This window comes from Ruegeria sp. YTSC106 (genome assembly GCF_059609765.1).
On the sequence record NZ_JBXWMI010000019.1, the window covers coordinates 22192 to 43603 of the forward strand.

The following is a 21412-nucleotide window of genomic DNA, read 5'->3' on the forward strand; positions in this document are numbered from 1 at the left end:
AGAGAAGATATGCCAGTCAAAAACCGCTTTGCCGAATTGCAGGATGAAATCACCGCGTGGCGACGGGATCTGCACGAAAACCCGGAAATCCTGTTTGAGACCCATCGCACCAGCGCAGTGGTGGCCGAGAAGCTGAAAGAGTTCGGCTGCGACGAGGTCGTCACTGGAATCGGACGTACCGGCGTTGTGGGTGTGATCAAAGGCAAGTCGGACAGTGCGGGCAAGGTGATCGGTCTGCGGGCAGATATGGATGCGCTGCCGATTCATGAGGCGACAGGGTTGGACTATGCCTCGAAAACGCCGGGCGCGATGCATGCGTGTGGCCATGATGGCCATACGGCGATGCTGTTGGGTGCTGCGAAATACCTGTCCGAAACCCGCAACTTCGATGGCACGGTTGTTGTGATCTTCCAGCCTGCCGAAGAAGGCGGCGGCGGTGGTCGCGAAATGTGCGAAGATGGCATGATGGACCGCTGGAATATTCAGGAGGTCTACGGGATGCATAATTGGCCCGGACAACCTGTAGGTAAGTTCGCAATCCGTCCCGGTTCCTTCTTTGCCGCAACCGATCAGTTTGACATCACTTTTGAAGGGCGAGGTGGTCATGCTGCCAAGCCGCATGAAACAGTAGACACCACGGTACTGGCTGCGCAGGCGGTTTTGGCGCTTCAGACCATTTCCTCGCGCAATGCCGATCCGATCGATCAGGTCGTGGTGTCGGTGACGTCGTTTGAGACCTCGTCGAAAGCGTTCAATGTGATCCCGCAGACTGTTCAGATCAAAGGCACCGTGCGCACCATGAGCAAGGATACGCGGGATCTGGCCGAAAAGCGGATCAATGAGATCTGCAATGGAATCGCGGCCACGTTCGGAGGCACCGCAAACGTGACCTACATCCGCGGGTACCCGGTGATGGTGAACAGTGAAGAACAGACAGAGTTCGCCGCAGCTGTTGCCCGGTCGGTATCCGGCGATTGTGACGATGCGCCTTTGGTCATGGGAGGCGAGGACTTTGCCTTCATGCTGGAGGAACGTCCCGGGGCCTATATTTTAATGGGTAACGGCGATACGGCCATGGTTCACCACCCGGAGTACAACTTCAACGATGAGGCGATTCCCGCCGGGTGCAGCTGGTGGGCAGAGATCGTTGAGCAGCGTATGCCGGCGGCCTGATCGGACGAGTGGGGGCTCTGCCCCCACACCCCCGGGATACTTTTGGCCAGATGAAGAGGGATCCCGCCCGGTCACGTCAGGTCGAGCGAACAGGATAGCGTGTCAACAACAGAGTCCAGCGCTTTGCTTTGGGTCTTGACGCAGGTTTGGGCGGCGCTGCGGGCCTTTTTCAGGGCCTGACCGTCTGAAAGCCAATGCTCGACCGCCGCGGAGAGATCCTTTTCGGTTCGAACCTCCATGGCGCCACCGGTTTTGATCAACGGCGCGAAAGTTTCTGCAAAATTGAAGTATCCGGGGCCGGTAATCACGGCGGCTCCGGCCTGTGCCGGTTCGAATGGGTTGTGACCGCCGATGTCTTTCAGGGAGCCACCCAGGAACACGATGGGACAAAGCGCGTACCATGTGCCGGTCTCACCCAGTGTATCCGCGACATATACCTGGGTCTCGGCTTTGATCGGGGAATTTTCGGATCGGAACGCGGCGTTGAGATCGGAGGCTTCCAGTAGTTTGGCGATATCGCCGCGGCGCTCTGGGTGGCGCGGGATCAGCAGCAGCAGCAGATCGGGCCAGCGTTCCAGAAGTGATTTATGCGCGGCAAGAACGCTTTCCTCTTCGCCTGCGTGGGTCGAGCTGGCGATCCACACCGGTCTGCCAGAGACTTTAGAACGTATGTCATCCAGCGTGTTGTGGTCCACGGGAAGGGGATCGGACATGGCTTTGAGATTGGTGCCGGGCCGGACGCGATCGGCAGGGGCACCCATCGACGTCAGGTTGGCTGCGGTTTTGTCGTTCTGCGTCAGGAACAGGTTAAATTTGTTCAAGACGAACCGCGCTGTTTCGGGGCGCTTTTTCCAGCCAGCGACGGACTTGTCCGACAGTCGTGCATTCAGAAGGGCGAGCGGAATGCCGCGTTTGGCACTTTCAACAATCAACCGTGGCCAGATTTCACTTTCGACGAAAACCCCGCCCTCTGGTTGCCAATGGCTCAGAAAGCGCCGGACGGGACCTGCCGTGTCAAGCGGCGGGTATTGATGCCGTGTGCGGGGCGGCAGGCGTTTTTCGATAAGAGCCGCTGAGGTCGGGGTGCCGGAGGTGATTAGAAATTCGGTTTCGGGCAGGCGGTCAGCCAGCCGTCTGATCAGGCTGAGGACCGAAAGGCTTTCGCCAACGCTGGCGGCGTGGAACCAGATCAAACGCCCATTTGGCCTAGGCAGGCTGGCATGTCCAAGTCGTTCTTGTTGCCGCTCAACAGGTACGTTTGCTGCCCGCAACTTATTCCGAACAATTCGCCATATCAGAGGTGCTGCAAGAGACGTGAGGGTGCAGTACACATGATACAACGCCGTGGGGCGGCCGTTGTGATCCGGCATATCAGCCGCCTGTGTGACTCATGTGACGGCTCATCCTGCCATCGACGGCTTGGCGCGAATAGTCGAAGTCATGCCCCTTGGGCTTGAGATTGATGGCAGATCGGATCGCGTCTTCAAGTGGCTGTTCGGTATCAGGGTGATCGCGCAGGGCTCCGCGCAGGTCAGACATATCCTCCTGACCCAGGCACATGTAAAGTTCGCCAGTGCAGGTCAGGCGGACCCTGTTGCAGCTTTCACAGAAATTGTGCGACAGCGGCGTGATAAAGCCGATTTTCTGGCCGGTTTCCTCGAGCCGCACGTAACGGGCAGGGCCACCGGTGCGTTCGGCCAGATCGGTGACCGAATAGTGGTTTTCGTATTCTTTCCGCACGTCTTTGAGCGACCAGTACTGATCCAGGCGGTCTTCGTTGCCGATATCGCCCATAGGCATGACTTCGATCCAGGTCAGATCCATGTCCCGCTCGGCACACCAGTCCGTGATTTTCGGAAGTTCGGGTTCATTGAACCCTTTCAGCGCGACCGCGTTGATCTTGATCCGCAGGCCAGCCTTTTGCGCGGCGTCAATTCCGTCCAATACCTGTTTCAGGCGACCCCAGCGCGTGACCTTGGCAAACTTGTCATCGTCCAATGTATCCAGAGAGACATTCACCCGCCGTACGCCAGCGGCATACAGGTCTTCGGCGAAGCGGTGCAGTTGCGATCCATTTGTTGTCAGCGTCAGTTCTTTCAATGCACCGCTGTCCAGGTGGCGTGTCATCGAGTTGAAGAACGTCATGATATTCCGACGCACCAACGGCTCACCACCCGTGATGCGCAGCTTTTCGACACCCATCCTGACGAAGGTCGAGCACATCCGGTCCAGTTCTTCCAGTGTCAGCAGGTCTTTCTTGGGCAGAAAGGTCATGTTTTCGGACATGCAATACACGCAGCGGAAGTCGCAGCGGTCCGTGACGGAGACGCGGAGATACGTAATGGCGCGGGCAAACGGGTCGATGAGCGGAGCTGTCATGATGTAATAGGTAAAGCCGTAACATGCCCGCGACAAGGGCGAACTGTGCTTTGCGCTGGAACAGATGGGCGCAGGGCTGTAGGTGTCAGCCATGAAGAAAACACTTGTTTTACTATTTGTGGTCATGGCTGGATGCGACGCCGTGCGGTCAACGACTGACCGAGTTTTAGGCGGTGGCGACGCGCCTGCCCAGACGGCACCCGACGCTGAAGTTGGTACCGCAGTTGCTGAAGAGGTGCTGCAACCCGAACCGGTTTCCGCGCGGCCAAACTGGGTCGGGGCGAAAACCACCATAGCCGGGCTTGGGGATCCGACCACTCCGGGGCGCTGGATGCAGACACCGCTGGTGGACACCGAAGTTACGGCGCGCGTAGTGGTGCCACGAACAGGGGCGCAGGCCTACATCACTTTGGTCCCGGTCTCAGGCCCCGACAGTAGCGGCAGCCGCTTGTCTCTGGACGCTATGAGGGCGTTGTTGGTGCCTTTCGACGAACTCGTTGAGGTCGAAGTCTACGCAGATTGATTTTTCAGGTATTTACCTGCTTCATGGCGGGCAAAGGGTTTCATGGTATCGCCGTGTTGGCTCAGAAAGGTGATGACACGCTTTGGGTCGTGTTTGGATAACTCTCGCAGCCACCAGGCGATGGATTTCTGAATGAACCAGTTGCGGTCCGGAACATATCCGGCAGCCCAGCCAAGGATGCGATCACGGCGGTGCAGGTCGTCGGGCTTGGGGTGGTTCTGTTTGGTCCAGGGTAGGGTTGCAACCAGGGCCGCGCGTCGGGTCCACATGTGATCGGACTGGGTCCAATGTTCAACCTGATCCAGTCGGTCAGGATCTGCTGAAAGCCTCTTTTGCATAGCCATGCACGCGTGATCCGCGACGGCCCATGCATCGAAATCCGGCAGCCAGCTTTGAAGCAAGTCCCAAACCGTCGCGTCAGGTCGGATGCGCGCCTGTGTCAAAAGCTTGGATGCAGCAAGACGCCCTTCGTGGATGTTTGTTTGCCATAACGCGTCCGCCAATGCGATCCGCGCCGGCACATCCAGTTCTTGCCGCCACGCCTTGGTCAGGTCGTTGAGAACCGGGTTTGCGACGCCCAGATAGATGCGATCCGCCTTATGATAACTAGCCATCTGGCTCGCCCGTTCGGGGTCACCATGCGCTTTGATCTGATCGAGATATCCGGTCAGCATGGGGATCACAATGGAACGCCTGTTGGTTTCCCATCAATCGTCTGGCCGTTCCTTTCCATCCAATAGGAACGGATTTCCTCATCTGATTTTCCATCCACCCATTTCTGCATCGTGTCGCGGTCGGATTGGAATTCCATGAAAGGCACGGCATAGCCGCAGGAGGTTTGTACCATCTCGATCGACTGGTCATAGATTTGCCGTGCACTGCGGTGACTTGGGAAGAGACCGGCAAGGTCGTCCCAACCTTCGTTGCCAACATGCAGGCAACGCGCTGTGCCATAGGTGCGAAGAATCATCGGCCGCGTTGTGAAAGAACACCACATCAGCGTCATCCGGTTGACCTGCAAAAGATGCCCTGCAGTTTCGTTGCCACTGCCAGTGAGGTTCATCCAGACAATGCGGTTTGGTCCCAGTACACGCAGCGAGTCCATTCCTTTTGGGGAAATATTGACCCGACCTTCGGCCCCGGCGGTGCCGACGAAGAACATATGCTGTTCTTCAATGAACTTTTGATGCGCATCATCAAGCTGCGGGAACTGCTTGGCCATAAATCACTCCACCGTTACCGACTTCGCCAGATTGCGCGGTTGATCCACATCCGTGCCCTTGGCAACAGCCGTGTGATAGGCCAGCAATTGTGCGGGCACCGAGTAGAGGATCGGTGCAAGGCTGGTGTGAACATGTGGCATGCGGATGGTGCTCCAGACACCGTCGCCGGCCTCGTCAATGCCATCATCATCAGAGACAAGGATCACTTTACCTTTCCGTGCCATCACTTCCTGCATGTTCGAGACGGTCTTGTCGAAAACCGTATCACGTGGAGCCATGACAACCACGGGCATATGCTTGTCGATCAGGGCGATAGGGCCGTGTTTCAACTCTCCCGACGCGTATCCTTCGGCGTGGATATAGCTGATTTCCTTGAGCTTCAGCGCGCCTTCCATTGCCAGCGGATACATCAGGCCACGGCCCAGAAACAGGACGTCGCGCGCCTCGGACAGGCGTTGGGCGGCCTTGCGGATTGCTCGGTTCTGATCGAGTGCCGCGTTCAGTACAGTCGGCAACCCACGCAGCGCAGCGGCATGATCGGCGATTTCCTCATCCGTCAGCGTGCCCCGGTCTGCGGCGGCCTTGAGCGCCAGCATCAGCAGCACGCTCAACTGGCAGGTGAAGGCCTTGGTCGAGGCGACGCCGATCTCGACACCGGCATGGATCGGCAAGGCGATATCGCTTTCCCGTGCGATCGAGCTTTCGGGGACGTTGACGACCGAAACGATCTTGTCGGCCTTGCCCTCGCAATAGCGCAGAGCCGCCAGGGTATCGGCGGTTTCGCCCGACTGGCTGACGAACAGGGCCAGCGTCCGGTCCGTGATCGGAGGTTCGCGATAGCGGAACTCGCTGGCAATATCGACCTCTACGGGCATTTTGGCCAGTTGTTCGAACCAGTACTTCGCGGTCAGGCAGGCGTAAAACGCGGTGCCACAGGCCACCATGGTCAGGCGATCCAGCTTGCTGAAATCCAGATCCGTGTCCGGCAGCACCACGCGGTCGCCGCTCGTGGGCAGGTAGGACCGGATTGCTTCCGCCACAACGATGGGCTGTTCAGCGATTTCCTTGGCCATGAAGTGCTTGTGTTCGCCCTTGTCCGCGCGCGCATGATCCAGCTTGATCTTGTGCTTTTCCCGGTTTGCCAGCTCACCGGCCTCGTTGCGGATTTCAAGTGACGTCCTGGTCAGAACCGCGCGGTCGCCTTCTTCCAGATATGTGATCTGATTGGTCAGCGGGGCCAGAGCAATGGCATCAGACCCCACATACATCTCACCATCCCCATGGCCGATGGCCAGTGGTGATCCCTTGCGGGCCGCCACGATCAGGTCGTCCTCACCGTCGAACAGAAAGGCCAGTGCAAATGCGCCTTCCAACTGGTCGATTGTCTTGAATGCGGCCTCAACCGGGGGCAGGCCCAAGTTCAGGTGGTGTTCAGTCATAAGAGCAACCGTTTCCGTGTCGGTTTCGGTTTGGAAATCAATACCATGTTCGGCTAGTTCGGCCCTCAGGTCGCGATAGTTTTCGACGATGCCGTTATGAACGACGGCCACCGGGCCCGCCTTGTGCGGATGTGCATTGTTGACTGACGGGGCACCATGTGTGGCCCAGCGGGTATGGCCAATGCCGGATTTTCCGGGAAGAGGATCATGCACCAGTAGGTCGCTGAGGTTGACCAGCTTGCCAACCGCGCGCCGCCGGCCCAATGCGCCGTCGTTGACGGTTGCAATCCCGGCGCTGTCATAGCCGCGATATTCCAGCCGTTTCAGGGCTTCTACTAGAATGGGGGCGGCCTCGTGCTGCCCCAAAACACCTACTATTCCACACATTTCTCAGGCCTTTTTATCGTGGCGAGCCTTTTTCGCCTTCAACATATCAAACAATTTACGCGCATATCCGGGCTTGTTTTCCTGCTTGGCGCGGGCCACGGCCAATGCCTCCGGGTCCACATCCTTGGTCACGACAGTGCCCGTTGCGGTCATCGCCCCATCTCCTACAGTAACCGGGGCAACCAGCATGGTGTTCGAGCCGATAAAGACGTTCTCACCAATCGTGGTTTTATGCTTCATCACGCCGTCATAGTTACAGGTGATCGTCCCCGCGCCGATGTTGGTCGCAGCGCCAACGGACGCGTCACCGATATAGCTGAGGTGATTGACCTTTGCGCCTTCGGCGATTTCGGCATTCTTGATCTCGACAAAATTGCCGACCCGAGTGTTTTCAGCGAGTTCGGCGCCGGGGCGCAGGCGAGCGTAGGGGCCGACGACCGCGCCCCGGCTGACATGGCAGCCCTCAAGATGCGAAAAGGCCCGGATCGTCGCGCCGCTTTCAACAGTGACGCCCGGTCCGAACACCACATTCGGTTCGATCACCGTATCGCGCCCGACCACCGTATCCGCAGCCAGGTACACCGTCTCTGGAGCCATCAATGTGACGCCCAGGTCAAGAAGCTCAGCTCGGGCGCGCGCCTGAAACACGGCATCTGCAGCGGCCAGATCAACGCGAGAGTTCACGCCCAGTGTCTGTGCCTCATCGCAAGCGACAGCGGTCACGTTCAGTCCACGGCTGCGCGCAATTTCAACCACGTCAGTCAGATAGTACTCGCCCGAAGCGTTGTCGTTTCCGACCTCATCGATCAACGAAAACAGCAGCTGCGCATTGCAGGCCAAAAGCCCTGAATTGCAGAAAGTTATGCATCGTTCTTCATCGGAAGCATCTTTAAACTCGACAATGCGTTCCAGCACATCGCCATTCATGACCAACCGGCCATAACGGGCAGGGTCGACCGCCTCAAAGCCAAGAATGACCAAGTCATTCCCTGACCGTGCATCGATCATCCTTTCCAGCGTGTCAGGCTGCAAGAACGGGGTGTCGCCGTAAAGAACAACCACATCGCCATCGAATCCACTCAATGCGTTCCGGGCCTGAGCGACCGCATGGGCTGTTCCCAACTGGTCTTCCTGAACGGCGATTCGTACATCTTCATCCTCGGCCATTGCAGCCTTGGCCACAGCTTCGGACCCGTGGCCGGTAACGATCACAGTACGTTCGGGCGACAGGACGGATCCGGCGCGCATCGCATGGATCAGCATCGGAACCTGAGCGATGGGATGCAGGACTTTGGGAAGATCCGAATTCATCCTGGTGCCTTTTCCGGCGGCAAGGATGACAAGGGCATTGCTCATGAAATCGTTTTCTCTTTGTGTTTTGTTGCGGTCCGTTTTATCCGCTGAGGTCAAAGGCGCAAGCCGTTCGGCCATCAAACAAGATTGCCGATTGAAACAGGACACGGCGAAAACCCGCCGAGCAAGGGGGCGAAATGCGCACCGTCATCTTCGATCTGGATGGTACTTTGGCGGATACATCCGGCGATTTGCTGACCGCTGCGAACCATTGTTTCCGCGCGATGGGGCACGGAGATGTACTGGTCCATGGCGCAGATGCAGGTATAGCGCTGCGAGGTGGACGCATGATGTTGACCCACGGGTTAAAACGTGTCGGGGCCTATGACGAGGATACAGTCCAGGCCTACTATCCGGTTCTGCTTGAAGCTTATGCTCGGGACATCGACACCCACACCAGTTTCTATCCCGGGGCACTACAGGCGGTCGAGTTGCTGAGCAACGCAGGTTACGGTGTTGGCATTTGCACAAACAAACCGGAACATCTGGCCGAATTGTTGCTGACACGCATGGGGGTGCGGGACCGTTTTGCTTCTTTGGTCGGGGCCGATACGCTGCCGGTCCGCAAACCGGACCCGGCCCCGCTGCGGGAAGCTGCGCGCCGTGCCGGGGGCGATCCGGACTGGTGCGTGCTGGTCGGAGATTCGGATACTGACCGCAATACCGCAAAAGCGGCAGGCGTTCCTTCGGTGCTGGTTACCTTCGGCCCATCGGGGGATGACATGGCGGCTTTGGAACCCGAAGCACTGCTGCATCATTTTGATGATTTGCCCGGCCTCGTGCCCGATCTGATCGGTGCGGCAGCCTGAAACCTTGACCGGACCCTTTCGGAGCCTCAGAACAAGACCATGACCGACGTATTCTCTGGCAGCTTTACGCAGCAGGAACCCCTTCCGGAAGATGCAATCGACGCGGCTCTGGCCGTTCTGCGCCATGGGCGTCTGCATCGTTACAATGTCGCCCCCGGAGAGTTGGGGGAAACGGCCTTGCTGGAGCAGGAATTTGCCGCCCAGATGGGGGCCAAATACTGCCTGGCGGTTTCGTCTGGCGGTTACGCTCTGGCCACAGCCATGCGCGCGGTTGGCGTGCAACCCGGAGATTCGGTTCTGACCAATGCGTTTACACTGGCGCCGGTGCCGGGGTCGATTGCCTCAGTCGGAGGGCGGGCAATCTTTGTCGGTGTGACGGACGGCCTGACAATTGATCTGGATGATCTTGAGGTCAAGCTGGATCAGGCTCGTGTTCTGATGCTCAGCCATATGCGCGGACATCTGTGTGATATGGACCGGCTAATGCAGATGTGTGACGCAGCCGGCGTGATCGTGATCGAGGATTGCGCACACACGATGGGTGCAGCCTGGCGCGGTCAGTTGTCGGGGCGGCAGGGTGCAATCGGGTGTTATTCCTGTCAGACCTACAAGCATGTCAATTCGGGCGAAGGGGGCTTGCTGGTCACCGATGACGAGGAACTGGCGGCCAAGGCCACGATGTTGTCGGGGTCATACATGCTGTATGAACGCCACTTGGCCGCCCCGGGGCCAGAAGTGTTCGAGCGGATCAAGTACACCACACCCAATGTCTCGGGCCGGATGGACAATTTGCGCGCGGCGATCCTGCGCCCGCAATTGCGGGATCTGGACCGGCAGGTGGGCCGGTGGAACGAGCGCTATCGCGAGATCGAAACCGGGTTGCGCGGCACTCCGGGCCTGACGATTGTCGAGCGGCCCGAGGCGGAAACCTATGTTGGGTCTTCGATCCAGTTTCTGTTGCTGGATTGGTCGCCTGAACGGATAGCTGAAGTCATCAGCCGTTGCGCGGCTCGTGGGGTTGAGCTGAAGTGGTTCGGAGGTGCTGAGCCGACAGGTTTCACGTCGCGCTATGACAGTTGGCGATATTTTGAAAGCCAGCGGATGCCTGAAAGTGACCGCGTTCTGGCCGGCGTGATGGATATGCGCGTGCCTTTGACGTTTTCCCTGGAGGATTGTCGATTGATCGCCCGGATCATCCGGGCTGAAGTGAGTGCGGTTTATCAGTCTTAACTAAGCGGAGTGCGCCTGCGGCGCACGCTCGATCTTTTGAAACGCCGCCTGTTTCGGGCGGCGTTTTCCATTTCAGACGAGCTGTCACAAAGATTGACCGGGAACAGATTCGCTGCTAGAGATTTATTGAACACTTGTTCATTAAAGCGGAGGGAAGACGCAGATGTTCATGGCCACGATGAAGTTCGATCTGGGTGAGGATGTGAATGCCCTGCGCGAGATGGTGCATCGCTGGGCGCAGGAGCGTGTCAAGCCGATGGCGGTTGAGATCGACGCCACGAATGCCTTTCCGAACGAGCTGTGGAAAGAGATGGGAGAGCTTGGTCTGTTGGGTGTCACCGTGCCTGAAGAGTATGGCGGTGCAGGCATGTCTTATCTGGCGCATACGATCGCCGTGGAAGAGGTTGCGCGTGCATCGGCCTCGGTTTCCTTGTCATACGGGGCTCATTCCAACCTGTGCGTGAACCAGATCAAGCTGAACGGCACCGACGAGCAGAAGCAGAAATACCTGCCACGCCTGATTTCCGGGGAGCATGTAGGGGCGCTGGCAATGTCAGAGCCCTCGGCCGGGTCGGATGTGGTGTCGATGAAGCTGCGCGCTGAAAAGCGTAACGACCATTACCGCTTGAATGGCAATAAATACTGGATCACCAATGGACCGGACGCGGATACTCTGGTGGTTTATGCCAAGACGAATCCCGATGCCGGATCGAAGGGCATCACGGCATTTCTGATCGAAAAAGAGATGAAGGGTTTTTCGACCTCGCCCCATTTCGACAAGCTGGGTATGCGCGGATCGAACACGGCTGAGCTTATCTTTGAAGACGTAGAGGTCCCGTTCGAGAACGTGTTGGGCGAAGAGGGCAAGGGTGTGGCCGTGCTTATGTCGGGGCTGGATTATGAACGGGTCGTGCTGGCCGGCATCGGGACCGGCATCATGGCCGCTTGCCTGGACGAAGTGATGCCCTATGTGGCTGAGCGCAAGCAGTTCGGCAGACCCATCGGCAGCTTTCAGTTGATGCAGGGCAAGATTGCCGACATGTACACCGCGATGAATTCGGCGCGGGCCTATGTCTACGAGGTGGCCAAAGCCTGTGATCGGGGCGATGTGACCCGGCAGGATGCGGCGGCGTGCTGCCTTTACGCGTCGGAACAGGCGATGGTTCAGGCCCATCAGGCGGTTCAGGCGCTGGGCGGGGCGGGTTTCCTGTCGGATGCGCCGGTCAGCCGGATTTTCCGGGATGCCAAGCTCATGGAAATCGGCGCAGGCACCAGCGAGATTCGCCGGATGCTGATCGGCCGCGAAATGATGAATGAAATGCTCTGAGAGCAAAAAACGCCCTGCGGATGAGGAAACCGCAGGGCGTTTTGGAGACGGGATCAGAACCGATGGACGTAGGAAACACCGACCAGCCAGGGATCGATTTCCGCGGTGCCGATGGGGGCGCCGTTGAGCGAGACGTCCGAGTCAATGTCGAACCAGCGCACGTTCAGGCGGATCGCCCCGTTGTCGGTGACCATGTAATCCAGACCGCCCTGCAACGAGACGCCGAAGGAGTCATCGACCTTGATGTTACCCAGGGGCGATTGCTCGTCGAAGAAGATCGTATAGTTGAGGCCGGCACCGACATAGGGTTTCCAGGCGCTGTTGGTCGGGAAGTGATAGTTCAGCGACAAGGTGGGCGGCAACTGCTTGACCGTGGCCGCGTCCGTACCGCCAAGGGCAACGGTGTGTTTGAACGGGGTCGCAGCCAAAAGCTCGATACCCAGGTTGTCGCGAATAAAGTACTCAGCAGTGAAAATCGGGCGGGTGTCCGCGTCGATCGTTGCTGCCGCACCAGCCAGCGTGCCGTTGTCGGATTTCGGGTCCAGATAGCCAACACCGATACCCAGCGTCCAGTCCCCTTGCGACTGGGCCAAAGCTGGAGCCGCCAGGGCGACCAGTGCAGTAGACAGTGTCAAAGCGGCGAGTTTCTTTGTCATATTCTTGCCTTTGGTTATGTTGATGCTCTTGGTTTCGCAAAGGCGGTGTCCGGCCACTCTGATCTGCATCAAGTTTGCGTGATGCGTCCGCCCAAGATCACGTCGCGAAGCATCAGGAAAACAAGGGGAATTCGCGTTGCTGCACGCTGAACGCATACCGGGTTTGCGCTCAGAAGGAGGTTGGGACATACCGGACCGGCTGAACATGGCGCAGCAATGTCTGAACCATCCGGCCGATCAGGTGGCGCTTATCGATCTGACCGGATCAGGGCGGCGGCTGACAACCTATGGGCAACTGGCGCAAATGACTGATGGGATTGCCCGCGCCCTGCTGGCCCGCGTCCGGCCCGGTGATCGGATCGGAGTGCTGCTGAGCCAGTCTCCCTGGTGCACAGCGGCGCATCTGGCAATCTGGAAGATCGGCGGGACTTCGGTGCCCTTGTTCAAGTTGTTCAAGCAGGATGCGCTGCGGTCGCGGGCTGGCGATGCAGGCGTTCAGATCGTGCTGACCGATGCCGAAGGGGCGGATCTGCTGGGCGATCTGGCCGAACCTCTGATTGCATCCGAAATTGGCGAGGCGGGTCCGGCTGTACCGTTTGCAGCGACCGGGCCTGAAGATCCGGCTGTATTGATCTATACCTCAGGCACCACGGGCAGCTCGAAGGGCGCGCTGCATGGGCACCGGGTTCTGACCGGGCATCTGCCGGGCGTCTCGATCAGCCACAATCACCTGCGCGAAGGAGACTGCCTTTGGACCCCGGCGGATTGGGCGTGGATCGGCGGGCTGTTCGATGTGCTGATGCCGGGCCTTGCGCTGGGTATCCCGGTTGTCGCGGCACGGCTTGAGAAGTTCACCCCCGAAGCCTGCGCCGAAATCATTGCGCGGGGCGGGGTGCGGAATGCTTTCTTTCCCCCGACCGCGCTGCGGATGCTCAAGGCCGCGGATCAGGCGATCCCCGGTTTGCGCTCGGTCGCGTCCGGGGGTGAGCCGCTGGGGGCCGAGATGCTAGCCTGGGGCCAAGGTGCGTTTGGACTGACGATCAACGAGTTCTACGGCCAGACCGAATGCAATATGGTCGTATCCTCCTGCGCCAAGGATTTCCCCGTTCAACCCGGCTGCATCGGCAAGCCGGTGCCCGGGCATGAGGTCGCGGTGATCGACGATGACGGCAACCCGACCAGCGAGGAAGGCGATGTCGCCATCCGGCGCGGCTCGGCCTCGATGCTGTTGGAATACTGGAACCGACCCGAGGCGACGGCTGAGAAGTTCCGGGGTGATTGGTTGATCACCGGGGATCGTGGTGTTTGGGAGGGGGACTATCTGCGCTTTGTTGGTCGCGATGACGACGTGATCACCTCAGCCGGTTATCGCATTGGCCCCGCAGAGATTGAGGATTGCCTGCTGACCCACCCGGCGGTCGCAACGGTCGGCGTAGTCGGCAAGCCTGACCCGCTGCGGACCGAGATCGTGAAGGCTTATGTGGTGTTGAAACCGGGTGCTGAGGCCACGGGTGCCGAGTTGCAGAAGTGGGTCAAGGACCGTCTGGCGCAGTATTCCTATCCACGCGAGGTGGCGTTTCTGGAGGAACTGCCGATGACGGTGACGGGGAAGGTGATCCGCAAGGAGTTGAAGGCGCGGGCGGCTGAGGAAGTACATGAATGAAGCGACTGCTGACACTGTTTGTATTGACCTTTGGTGCTACCGCTCCGCTAGCTGCTGAGGAAACGATAGAAACGCTGGATGTCCCTACTTGGTTTGACGGTTGCACAGCGCTGTCCGGCACCCTCATAGCTAACGAAATGGATACTCGATGTATGTCTTCGGCATATGACTACTGCGAACTTGGACATCCGCCCGTGGAAAGGCGCGTTTGTATTGAGAAATTGAACGCTCATCTTCTGGCAAAAACCAAAGAAATCGCAGAGGGCTTGCCTGATCAAGTGGCAGGTTTGAGCGGCTTTAAGAAATGGTCTTACCCGCGTCGTTTGGAGGAATTCAGAAACGATGAATTTGATCCGGACTGCTCTCAGATGACAGAGTTTATGTGTGAGACTTTTAATATCGTAGTGCGATGGAGCGCAGCCAGAGACCTTGAACGATTGTCAGATGCGCCAGGAGGTTTAAAAGCAGAATGAAACTCACATCCAAAGCCATGCCCACCTCCGAGGGCTTCAAAGCAAACCGCACCGCCCATCTCGACGCGCTGGCGCAAATCTCCGAAGCTGCTGAAGCGGCTCGCATGGGCGGTGGTGAGAAATCTCGCGCGCGGCACGTCTCTCGGGGCAAGATGCTTCCCAGACGCCGGGTGGCGAACCTGCTGGATGCCGGGTCTCCGTTTCTCGAAATCGGCGCGACGGCGGCGCACGGGATGTATGGCGATGCCGCGCCCTGTGCCGGGGTGATCGCGGGTATTGGCCGGGTACAAGGGCGCGAGGTCATGGTGGTGTGCAACGATGCCACCGTGAAGGGCGGCACTTACTATCCGATGACCGTCAAAAAACACCTCCGCGCGCAGGAGATCGCCGAGGAAAACCATCTGCCCTGCATCTATCTGGTCGATAGCGGCGGTGCGAACCTTCCCAATCAGGATGAGGTCTTCCCGGACCGCGACCACTTTGGCCGTATCTTCTATAACCAAGCGCGGATGAGCGCGAAGGGGATCGCTCAGATCGCCGTCGTGATGGGCTCGTGCACGGCGGGCGGCGCCTATGTGCCCGCGATGTCCGATGTGACCATCATCGTGAAAGAACAGGGTACGATCTTTCTGGCCGGCCCGCCTCTGGTCAAGGCGGCGACGGGCGAGGTCGTCAGCGCTGAAGATCTGGGCGGCGGCGACGTGCACACGCGCCTGTCTGGTGTGGCAGACTATCTGGCCGAGGATGATGCCCACGCGCTGGCCTTGGCTCGCCGTGCGGTGGGGTCGCTGAACCTGCGCAAACCGCAGACGGTGGATTGGGCCAGCCCCGAAGACCCGGCTTATGACCCCGAGGAAATCCTGGGCGTTGTCCCTGCTGATCTGCGCACCCCCTATGATATCCGCGAGGTGATTGCGCGGTTGGTCGATGGCTCGCGCTTTGACGAGTTCAAGCCTCGGTTCGGTGAGACACTGGTGACCGGTTTCGCCCATGTCAAAGGCTGTCCGGTTGGCATTGTTGCCAATAACGGCGTGCTGTTCTCTGAGGCGGCGCAGAAGGGCGCTCATTTTGTCGAGCTGTGTTCGCAACGTAAAATCCCGCTTGTGTTCCTGCAAAACATCACCGGGTTCATGGTGGGCAGGAAATACGAAAACGAGGGGATCGCGCGGCATGGGGCCAAGATGGTGACGGCGGTGGCGACCACTTCGGTGCCCAAGATCACGATGCTGGTCGGTGGCTCGTTCGGGGCCGGGAACTATGGCATGGCGGGTCGCGCCTATCAGCCGCGCTTCCTGTGGACCTGGCCGAATTCGCGGATTTCGGTGATGGGTGGTGAGCAGGCGGCTGGCGTTCTGGCCACCGTCAAGCGCGACGGGATAGAACGGCAGGGTGGCACGTGGTCCGCAGAAGAAGAGGCCGAATTCAAACGCCCGACGCTGGATATGTTCGAGGAACAGTCGCATCCACTCTATGCCTCGGCCCGTCTGTGGGATGACGGCATCATCGACCCGCGTAAAAGCCGCGATGTGCTGGCGCTGTCGCTGAGCGCCGCTCTGAATGCGCCGATCGAGGAGACACGTTTCGGCGTGTTCAGGATGTAAGATGAGCGAGAGTTTGAAAGACATCATGGCCCGCTATCCCGGTGCGCAAACCTTCAAATTCGGCGACAACCCCTTGCTGAGTGCAGAGCTTCTGGCTTTGGTCCGTTCTGGCCGTAAAACAGCGACCTGCGATGCGCTCTGCAACTATCCAGACGGCAGTCCTGAAATGCCGAAGCCCGGTCGACGCGATATTGCGCTGAACTGGGATGACACACCGGCTTTGGTCATTGAAACCGTCGATGTCTCGATCCAGCGTTATTGTAATGTGACCGAGGAATTCGCTTTGGCTGAAGGTGAGAATGAAACGCTTGAAGGATGGCGCGAAGATCATCGCCGTTATTTCCAACGAAACGGCGGCTTTGATCCCGAGATGAAACTCGTGTGCGAACGGTTCCGTCTCGTCGAAGATCTGGCAGTGGAAGGGTGAAAGACATGTTCAGTAAAATCCTGATTGCCAACCGGGGTGAGATCGCCTGCCGGGTGATGGAGACGGCTCAGAAGTTGGGCGTGTCCTGCGTTGCTGTCTATTCCGATGCGGACGCGGCGGCTAAACATGTTCAGATGGCGGACGAGGCGGTTCATATTGGCGGTCCCGCCCCGGCAGATAGCTATTTGAAGGGCGATGTGATCATACAGGCGGCGCTGGATACCGGCGCACAGGCGATCCATCCGGGCTATGGGTTTCTTTCAGAAAACCCCGGTTTCGTGGATGCGGTTCAGGCTGCGGGTCTGACCTTTATCGGCCCCTCGGCGGATGCGATCCGCAAGATGGGCCTCAAGGACGCGGCCAAGGTGTTGATGGAGCAGGCCGGCGTGCCAGTCGTGCCAGGTTATCACGGGGACAATCAAGACCCCGAACATCTGGCAGGTGCGGCGGACACGATAGGCTATCCGGTTCTGATCAAGGCCGTCGCAGGCGGCGGCGGCAAGGGGATGCGGCTGGTCGAGAAACCGGAGGACTTCGCGGCCGCGCTGGACAGCGCGCGGGGTGAGGCCCGGACCGCCTTCGGCAATGATGCCGTGCTGGTCGAGAAATTCGTGGCCAAGCCCCGTCATATCGAGGTTCAGGTCTTTGGCGATGGTACGCATGCAGTGCATCTGTTTGAACGCGACTGCTCGTTGCAACGCCGCCACCAGAAGGTGATCGAAGAAGCCCCGGCCCCGGGTATGACATTCGAAATGCGTGAGGCTATGGGGCAGGCGGGCGTTCGCGCCGCCGAGGCGATCGGCTATAAAGGCGCAGGCACGGTCGAGTTCATCGTTGATGCCTCTGAAGGGCTGCGCCCAGACAGGTTCTGGTTCATGGAGATGAACACGCGCCTGCAGGTGGAACACCCGGTAACAGAGGCCATCACAGGCATTGATCTGGTCGAATGGCAGTTGCGCGTAGCCTCAGGCGAAAACCTTCCCAAAAAACAGGATGATCTGGCGATCTCCGGCCATGCATTTGAGGCCCGGCTTTATGCCGAGGACGTTCCGAAAGGGTTCCTGCCAGCGACGGGAACGCTGACTCATCTGGTTTTCCCTGCCAATTGTCGCGCCGATAGCGGCGTTCGCGCGGGGGACACGATCAGCCCGTGGTATGACCCGATGATCGCCAAAGTAGTGGTGCATGGATCGACACGCGCCGTCGCGCTTGAGACGTTGAACCGGGTGCTGCAACAGACTGAAGTTGCAGGTACTGTCACAAATCTGGCTTTTCTGGGCGCGTTGACGCGTCACGAAGGATTTGCCTCGGGCGATGTCGATACGGGGCTTATCGGTCGAGATATCGAAGCGTTGGTACAGGAACCTGAGCCATCGGTTGCAACGGCAGTCGCAGCTGCGATGACTGCACTGGATCTTGTGGATGTCGACCCGGAAACCGGGTTTTCTCTCTGGGCGCCGCTGCATCGCGCTGTGCAACTGTCCAGTAACGATGAAGTGCTGAAGTTGGACGTGCAGGTCGACGGGCCGGATCGCCAGATTTGGCAGATTGGCGAGGATCGCGTTGTTGCGGAACGTGCCGCCGGGCGATGGGCGTTGAACGGTAGGCAAATGCCTCGCGTTGCTGCAAACAATGGGACACTGACGGTTTTCACCAACAACGGTCAGAGCTTCGACATCATCGATCCGCTGGACCGGGATGCCAGCACCACAGGCGACACCAATGTGATCGAGGCTCCTATGCCCGGTCTGGTCAAAGCCGTCTTTGCCACAGCGGGACAAACCGTACAGGAAGGTGATCGTCTGGCCATTTTGGAAGCGATGAAGATGGAGCATTCTCTGCTTGCGGCGCGGGACGGGGTTGTTGCCGAGGTGCTGGTCGAGGACGGTTCGCAGGTCGAAGCCGGGGCTGCCTTGGTGAGGTTGGAGGAAGAAGCTTGACCTGTACCCGCGCAACGCGGCGTGCAAAGGTCAGACGATCTTTGTTTGAAGCGACAACAATCCAGAAGGAGGGGCGACATGGGTGACCTGGTCGAAATCTACGAGGTCGGGCCGCGCGACGGGCTGCAGAACGAAAAGCGCGAGATACCGGTGTCAGACAAGATCGCCTTGGTCGACTGCCTCAGCCTTGCGGGTTTCCGCAGGATCGAGGTCGCAAGCTTTGTCTCTCCGAAATGGGTGCCGCAGATGGCGGGATCGGCTCAGGTTCTGGGCGGAATCACCCGAGTGGATGGGGTGCGCTATGCCGCGCTGACGCCGAACATGCATGGATATGGCGATGCGCTGGCGGCCAAGGCGGACGAGATCGCCGTGTTTGCCTCGGCCTCCGAAGGATTCTCAAAGGCCAATATCAATGCCTCTATCGCCGAGTCGATTGAGCGGTTTACGCCGATTCTGGAGGCGGCGCGGCATGTCGACCTGCCTGTTCGCGGTTATGTCTCATGCGCGACGGATTGCCCATACGACGGTCCGACTCCGCCCGAAAAAGTGGCCGAGGTCGCTGATCGGCTTTTTGCGCTGGGCTGTTATGAGGTTTCACTGGGCGACACGATTGGACAGGGGACGCCGGATAAGGTCGCGCACATGCTTCTGGCGGTTCGCGAGAGGGTTCCGGTGACGCGATTGGCGGGGCATTTTCATGACACCAATGGGCGTGCGATCGATAATATCGACGCTGCATTGGCGCTTGGTGTGCGGGTGTTTGACGCAGCCGTGGGCGGGTTGGGCGGTTGCCCCTACGCCCCGGGTGCCGCAGGAAACGTAGCCACCGAGGCTGTTGTGGCGCACTTGCATCGCCTGGGATACGAAACCGGTCTGGATATCGACGTGATTGAAGAGGCGGCGCAGATGGCCAGGGCTTTGAGAGGCTGACATGTTTGAAACGATCACGATCACGACAGATGTGCGTGGTGTCGCCACACTCACTCTGAACCGGCCGGAAAAACACAACGCCATGTCGGGGCAAATGATCACTGAATTGACCGAGGCTGCATCACAACTGGGTCCGGATGACGCTGTCCGAGTGGTCGTTCTGGCAGCGGCGGGAAAGACGTTCTGCGCCGGCGGTGATCTGGGATGGATGCAGGACCAGATGGCGGCCGACAAAAAGACGCGTTTTGTCGAGGCGCGCAAGCTGGCCGAGATGTTGCAGGCTCTGAACACAATACCAAAGCCTTTGATTGGGGCGTTGCAGGGCAATGCCTTCGGTGGCGGTGTGGGAATGGCAGCCGTGTGCGATGTCGCGATTGGGGTCGACAGTCTGAAGATGGGGTTGACCGAAACGCGCCTGGGACTGATCCCCGCAACAATTGGCCCCTATGTCATCGCCCGCATGGGCGAAGCCCGCGCGCGCCGGGTGTTCATGTCAGCCCGTTTGTTCGATGCTTCCGAGGCCGTTGATCTGGGCCTGCTGGCGAAAACCGTTTCGGCAGATCGGCTTTCGGACGCGGTTGAAGACGAAATTCGCCCCTATTTGTCTTGCGCGCCCGGGGCGGTTGCCTCTGCCAAGGCGCTGGTACGCTCTCTGGGTCCGCGCATCGACGATGCCGTGATCGATCAGACCATAGGAGAGCTGGTCGAACGGTGGGAAACACAAGAGGCAGGCGAAGGGATCGCGGCGTTTTTTGAAAAACGAAAACCTGCATGGAATAAGTAGGTTTTACCAGGTTCCGCCAAGCTAAAGCCAAACGCTGGTACTGCGATTCTATGCCGCGCTGTCAAGCGCAGGTTTGATTGCGAAGGGGGCTGTGTTCGGTTGACCCTCTGACCCCGCAGGGATAGAGAATGTCCAGTCAACATGCCAATTGACGGCGCACCCGACAAGATGCGTGCGCAGGAAAGGAGCTATTCGTGGAAGACCTGCTGCGGGAGTACCTCCCGATTCTGGTGTTTCTGGCCGTTGCCGTGGGCCTTGGGATCGTCTTGATCCTAGCCGCCGTCGTACTGGCCGTCCGCAATCCCGACCCCGAAAAGGTCAGCGCATATGAATGTGGTTTCAATGCCTTCGACGACGCGCGGATGAAATTCGACGTCCGATTCTATCTGGTCTCGATTCTGTTCATCATCTTCGATCTGGAAATTGCTTTCCTGTTTCCCTGGGCGGTGGGCTTCAAGGACATCAGCGATGTCGGGTTCTGGTCCATGATGGTGTTCCTGGGCGTTCTGACCATCGGCTTTGCCTATGAATGGAAGAAGGGGGCGCTGGAATGGGAGTGATGACAGGTGCCAACACTGCCGGTGTCGACAAGGAAGTCGCCACCCAGGCCCTGAACGCCGAGTTGCAGGACAAAGGTTTTCTGCTGACCTCGACCGAAGACATCATCAACTGGGCGCGCACTGGCTCGCTGCATTGGATGACCTTTGGTCTGGCCTGCTGCGCGGTTGAGATGATGCATACCTCTATGCCACGTTATGATGCAGAACGGTTTGGTATCGCGCCTCGGGCGTCCCCGCGCCAGTCGGATGTGATGATCGTGGCAGGAACACTGACCAACAAGATGGCCCCGGCTTTGCGCAAGGTCTATGACCAGATGCCTGAGCCACGCTATGTGATCTCGATGGGCTCCTGCGCGAATGGCGGTGGGTATTACCACTATTCTTATTCCGTCGTGCGTGGATGTGACCGGGTTGTTCCTGTGGACATCTACGTGCCCGGCTGCCCTCCGACGGCTGAGGCCTTGTTGTATGGCCTGATGCAGCTGCAGCGTAAAATCCGCCGTACCGGCACAATTGTCCGCTGAGGAGAGAGCTG

At 58.9% G+C, this 21412-nt stretch carries 21 protein-coding genes; 14 read left to right on the forward strand and 7 right to left on the reverse strand.

The features are described 5' to 3' along the window. Positions 1–9: 9 nt before the first annotated feature. A complete protein-coding gene (locus AC2FEB_RS20075) occupies positions 10–1173 on the forward strand; it encodes a M20 aminoacylase family protein (protein ID WP_117868381.1) in 1164 nt (387 codons plus the stop codon). 71 nt (positions 1174–1244) lie between these two features. Here AC2FEB_RS20075 and AC2FEB_RS20080 read toward each other — a convergent pair whose 3' ends face one another. Together AC2FEB_RS20080 and moaA are read right to left on the reverse strand one after the other, a co-directional pair. Beyond that, positions 1245–2543, reverse strand: a complete 1299-nt coding sequence (locus tag AC2FEB_RS20080) for a 3-deoxy-D-manno-octulosonic acid transferase (protein ID WP_117868382.1) — start codon at positions 2541–2543, stop codon at positions 1245–1247. A gap of 1 nt (position 2544) precedes the next feature. After that, the gene (gene moaA, locus AC2FEB_RS20085) at positions 2545–3552 is read right to left on the reverse strand and encodes a GTP 3',8-cyclase MoaA (protein ID WP_117872627.1); all 1008 of its coding nucleotides are present in this window, start codon (positions 3550–3552) and stop codon (positions 2545–2547) included. A 91-nt stretch (positions 3553–3643) separates the two neighbouring features. On the opposite strand from moaA, the gene AC2FEB_RS20090 reads away from it, so the two are divergent. Continuing rightward, entirely contained in the window at positions 3644–4075 is a 432-nt protein-coding gene (locus tag AC2FEB_RS20090; protein ID WP_117868383.1) for a hypothetical protein, read from the forward strand. Here the strand turns inward: AC2FEB_RS20090 and AC2FEB_RS20095 are convergent. The 4 genes from AC2FEB_RS20095 to glmU are packed head-to-tail and all read right to left on the reverse strand — an operon-like array spanning position 4063 to position 8480. Continuing rightward, entirely contained in the window at positions 4063–4749 is a 687-nt protein-coding gene (locus AC2FEB_RS20095) for a DNA alkylation repair protein (protein ID WP_496675325.1), read from the reverse strand. The genes AC2FEB_RS20090 and AC2FEB_RS20095 overlap by 13 nt on opposite strands. Positions 4750–4754: 5 nt before the next feature. Then, a complete protein-coding gene (locus AC2FEB_RS20100; RefSeq protein WP_299894628.1) occupies positions 4755–5297 on the reverse strand; it encodes a pyridoxamine 5'-phosphate oxidase family protein in 543 nt (180 codons plus the stop codon). A 3-nt stretch (positions 5298–5300) separates the two neighbouring features. Continuing rightward, positions 5301–7124 carry a glutamine--fructose-6-phosphate transaminase (isomerizing) gene (glmS, locus tag AC2FEB_RS20105; RefSeq protein ID WP_496675328.1) on the reverse strand — a complete coding sequence of 608 codons (1824 nt, stop codon included), beginning with the start codon at positions 7122–7124 and terminating at the stop codon, positions 5301–5303. A gap of 3 nt (positions 7125–7127) precedes the next feature. Further along, on the reverse strand, positions 7128–8480 hold the full coding sequence (gene glmU, locus AC2FEB_RS20110) for a bifunctional UDP-N-acetylglucosamine diphosphorylase/glucosamine-1-phosphate N-acetyltransferase GlmU (protein WP_496675330.1): 1353 nt from the start codon (positions 8478–8480) through the stop codon (positions 7128–7130). Between the two features lie 134 nt (positions 8481–8614). Here glmU and AC2FEB_RS20115 point away from each other — a divergent pair, with 134 nt between their 5' ends. The 3 genes from AC2FEB_RS20115 to AC2FEB_RS20125 all read left to right on the forward strand — a co-directional run bounded on the left by AC2FEB_RS20115 (position 8615) and on the right by AC2FEB_RS20125 (position 11843). Further along, positions 8615–9286 (forward strand): HAD-IA family hydrolase, encoded by a 672-nt coding sequence (locus AC2FEB_RS20115; RefSeq protein ID WP_117868387.1) that lies wholly within the window; start codon positions 8615–8617, stop codon positions 9284–9286. Between the two features lie 39 nt (positions 9287–9325). Then, positions 9326–10516: a DegT/DnrJ/EryC1/StrS family aminotransferase gene (locus tag AC2FEB_RS20120; protein ID WP_496675332.1), complete on the forward strand. Its 1191-nt coding sequence runs from the start codon at positions 9326–9328 to the stop codon at positions 10514–10516. Positions 10517–10679: 163 nt separating this feature from the next. Next, a complete protein-coding gene (locus AC2FEB_RS20125; protein WP_117868389.1) occupies positions 10680–11843 on the forward strand; it encodes an isovaleryl-CoA dehydrogenase in 1164 nt (387 codons plus the stop codon). A gap of 53 nt (positions 11844–11896) precedes the next feature. Here the strand turns inward: AC2FEB_RS20125 and AC2FEB_RS20130 are convergent, their stop codons facing one another. Further along, positions 11897–12499: an OmpW/AlkL family protein gene (locus tag AC2FEB_RS20130; RefSeq protein WP_496675334.1), complete on the reverse strand. Its 603-nt coding sequence runs from the start codon at positions 12497–12499 to the stop codon at positions 11897–11899. A 136-nt stretch (positions 12500–12635) separates the two neighbouring features. Here AC2FEB_RS20130 and AC2FEB_RS20135 point away from each other — a divergent pair, with 136 nt between their 5' ends. From AC2FEB_RS20135 to AC2FEB_RS20175, 9 genes are all read left to right on the forward strand, one after another. Beyond that, positions 12636–14162, forward strand: a complete 1527-nt coding sequence (locus AC2FEB_RS20135; RefSeq protein WP_496675336.1) for an AMP-binding protein — start codon at positions 12636–12638, stop codon at positions 14160–14162. Further along, positions 14159–14635, forward strand: coding sequence for a hypothetical protein (locus tag AC2FEB_RS20140; protein ID WP_496675338.1), 477 nt, complete (start codon positions 14159–14161; stop codon positions 14633–14635). The genes AC2FEB_RS20135 and AC2FEB_RS20140 overlap by 4 nt, the downstream gene beginning before the upstream one ends. After that, the gene (locus tag AC2FEB_RS20145) at positions 14632–16236 is read left to right on the forward strand and encodes a carboxyl transferase domain-containing protein (protein WP_117868392.1); all 1605 of its coding nucleotides are present in this window, start codon (positions 14632–14634) and stop codon (positions 16234–16236) included. Before AC2FEB_RS20140 ends, AC2FEB_RS20145 begins: the two co-directional genes overlap by 4 nt. Position 16237: 1 nt before the next feature. Continuing rightward, positions 16238–16663: an ASCH domain-containing protein gene (locus AC2FEB_RS20150; RefSeq protein WP_117868393.1), complete on the forward strand. Its 426-nt coding sequence runs from the start codon at positions 16238–16240 to the stop codon at positions 16661–16663. A gap of 5 nt (positions 16664–16668) precedes the next feature. Continuing rightward, positions 16669–18603 carry an acetyl/propionyl/methylcrotonyl-CoA carboxylase subunit alpha gene (locus tag AC2FEB_RS20155; protein WP_117868394.1) on the forward strand — a complete coding sequence of 645 codons (1935 nt, stop codon included), beginning with the start codon at positions 16669–16671 and terminating at the stop codon, positions 18601–18603. Between the two features lie 78 nt (positions 18604–18681). Then, positions 18682–19533, forward strand: coding sequence for a hydroxymethylglutaryl-CoA lyase (locus AC2FEB_RS20160; RefSeq protein WP_496675340.1), 852 nt, complete (start codon positions 18682–18684; stop codon positions 19531–19533). 1 nt (position 19534) lies between these two features. Further along, entirely contained in the window at positions 19535–20317 is a 783-nt protein-coding gene (locus AC2FEB_RS20165; protein WP_117868396.1) for a crotonase/enoyl-CoA hydratase family protein, read from the forward strand. A 194-nt stretch (positions 20318–20511) separates the two neighbouring features. Continuing rightward, positions 20512–20877, forward strand: a complete 366-nt coding sequence (locus tag AC2FEB_RS20170; protein ID WP_050602775.1) for an NADH-quinone oxidoreductase subunit A — start codon at positions 20512–20514, stop codon at positions 20875–20877. Beyond that, complete coding sequence (locus AC2FEB_RS20175) at positions 20868–21401, forward strand: NuoB/complex I 20 kDa subunit family protein (protein WP_010442777.1); 534 nt, start codon at positions 20868–20870, stop codon at positions 21399–21401. Before AC2FEB_RS20170 ends, AC2FEB_RS20175 begins: the two co-directional genes overlap by 10 nt. The last annotated feature ends 11 nt before the right edge of the window (positions 21402–21412 follow it).

Bases quoted from the DNA above. Each gene is read 5' to 3' on its own strand.
- AC2FEB_RS20165 (WP_117868396.1), top strand. From the start codon at position 19,535: ATGTTTGAAACGATCACGATCACGACAGATGTGCGTGGTGTCGCCACA.
- AC2FEB_RS20080 (WP_117868382.1), bottom strand. From the start codon at position 2,543: ATGCCGGATCACAACGGCCGCCCCACGGCGTTGTATCATGTGTACTGC.
- AC2FEB_RS20155 (WP_117868394.1), top strand. From the start codon at position 16,669: ATGTTCAGTAAAATCCTGATTGCCAACCGGGGTGAGATCGCCTGCCGG.
- AC2FEB_RS20150 (WP_117868393.1), top strand. From the start codon at position 16,238: ATGAGCGAGAGTTTGAAAGACATCATGGCCCGCTATCCCGGTGCGCAA.
- AC2FEB_RS20075 (WP_117868381.1), top strand. From the start codon at position 10: ATGCCAGTCAAAAACCGCTTTGCCGAATTGCAGGATGAAATCACCGCG.
- AC2FEB_RS20120 (WP_496675332.1), top strand. From the start codon at position 9,326: ATGACCGACGTATTCTCTGGCAGCTTTACGCAGCAGGAACCCCTTCCG.
- AC2FEB_RS20145 (WP_117868392.1), top strand. From the start codon at position 14,632: ATGAAACTCACATCCAAAGCCATGCCCACCTCCGAGGGCTTCAAAGCA.
- AC2FEB_RS20160 (WP_496675340.1), top strand. From the start codon at position 18,682: ATGGGTGACCTGGTCGAAATCTACGAGGTCGGGCCGCGCGACGGGCTG.
- glmU (WP_496675330.1), bottom strand. From the start codon at position 8,480: ATGAGCAATGCCCTTGTCATCCTTGCCGCCGGAAAAGGCACCAGGATG.
- AC2FEB_RS20140 (WP_496675338.1), top strand. From the start codon at position 14,159: ATGAAGCGACTGCTGACACTGTTTGTATTGACCTTTGGTGCTACCGCT.
- AC2FEB_RS20175 (WP_010442777.1), top strand. From the start codon at position 20,868: ATGGGAGTGATGACAGGTGCCAACACTGCCGGTGTCGACAAGGAAGTC.
- AC2FEB_RS20100 (WP_299894628.1), bottom strand. From the start codon at position 5,297: ATGGCCAAGCAGTTCCCGCAGCTTGATGATGCGCATCAAAAGTTCATT.
- AC2FEB_RS20115 (WP_117868387.1), top strand. From the start codon at position 8,615: ATGCGCACCGTCATCTTCGATCTGGATGGTACTTTGGCGGATACATCC.
- glmS (WP_496675328.1), bottom strand. From the start codon at position 7,124: ATGTGTGGAATAGTAGGTGTTTTGGGGCAGCACGAGGCCGCCCCCATT.
- AC2FEB_RS20090 (WP_117868383.1), top strand. From the start codon at position 3,644: ATGAAGAAAACACTTGTTTTACTATTTGTGGTCATGGCTGGATGCGAC.
- AC2FEB_RS20130 (WP_496675334.1), bottom strand. From the start codon at position 12,499: ATGACAAAGAAACTCGCCGCTTTGACACTGTCTACTGCACTGGTCGCC.
- AC2FEB_RS20125 (WP_117868389.1), top strand. From the start codon at position 10,680: ATGTTCATGGCCACGATGAAGTTCGATCTGGGTGAGGATGTGAATGCC.
- moaA (WP_117872627.1), bottom strand. From the start codon at position 3,552: ATGACAGCTCCGCTCATCGACCCGTTTGCCCGCGCCATTACGTATCTC.
- AC2FEB_RS20095 (WP_496675325.1), bottom strand. From the start codon at position 4,749: ATGCTGACCGGATATCTCGATCAGATCAAAGCGCATGGTGACCCCGAA.